Annotated in this window: 1 protein-coding gene and 1 pseudogene; both read left to right on the top strand. The window is 48.8% G+C overall.

What is annotated here, in order from left to right; genetic code table 11:
• Nucleotides 1–133 (top strand): annotated as a pseudogene (locus KIV40_RS29650) (3-hydroxydecanoyl-ACP dehydratase); the annotation flags it as partial.
• A partial coding sequence (locus tag KIV40_RS29645) for a 3-ketoacyl-ACP reductase FabG2 (protein WP_285352836.1) occupies nucleotides 130–744 on the top strand: 615 nt, incomplete at its 3' end. The pseudogene KIV40_RS29650 and the gene KIV40_RS29645, both read left to right, overlap by 4 nt.

Raw genomic sequence — 744 nt, 5'->3', positions numbered from 1 at the left:
GGAAGATAGTGGTATGGCGGTATTCACCGCAAGAGTAGAACATCAAGGCGAAGTGGTCGCTAAGTGCCAACTCAATGTCTACGTACCAACAGAACAAAAATTACAAGAAATGAAAACGAGGAGCCAGTCATGACTCGCCAAGTATTAGCCACCGGTGCCAGCAAAGGTATTGGTAAGGCCATTGCTATTCAACTTGCCAAAGATGGCTTTCACATTGCCGTTCACTATATGGGTGACAAGCAGGGTGCTCAAGAAACTCTAGAGCACATTGAATCTGAAGGGGGCACAGGCCGCCTGATTCAGTTTGATATCAGTAACCGTGAACAGTGCCGAGAGACACTTGAAGCTGATATTGCCGAGCATGGTGCTTATTATGGCGTGGTAAACAATGCGGGCATTACTCGTGACACTGCATTTCCTGCTATGACTGAAGAAGAGTGGGATGGCGTTATCCATACCAACCTAGATAGCTTCTACAACGTACTTCACCCTTGTGTGATGCCAATGGTTCAAAAGCGTAAAGGCGGTCGTATCGTCACTCTAGCATCTGTATCAGGCATCATGGGTAACCGCGGTCAAACCAACTATGCGGCGGCAAAAGCGGGTGTGATTGGCGCAACTAAGTCTCTTGCTCTAGAACTGGCTAAACGCAAGATCACCGTCAACTGTGTCGCTCCTGGCCTGATTGATACGGGTATGGTTGACGAGCATGTGAAAGAGCACGCGCTGCCACAGGTTCCTCTG

Source organism: Vibrio sp. D173a (genome assembly GCF_030248475.1).
The sequence above is the reverse complement of the archived record's forward strand: the minus strand, read 5'-3'. Positions and strand labels throughout refer to the sequence as shown.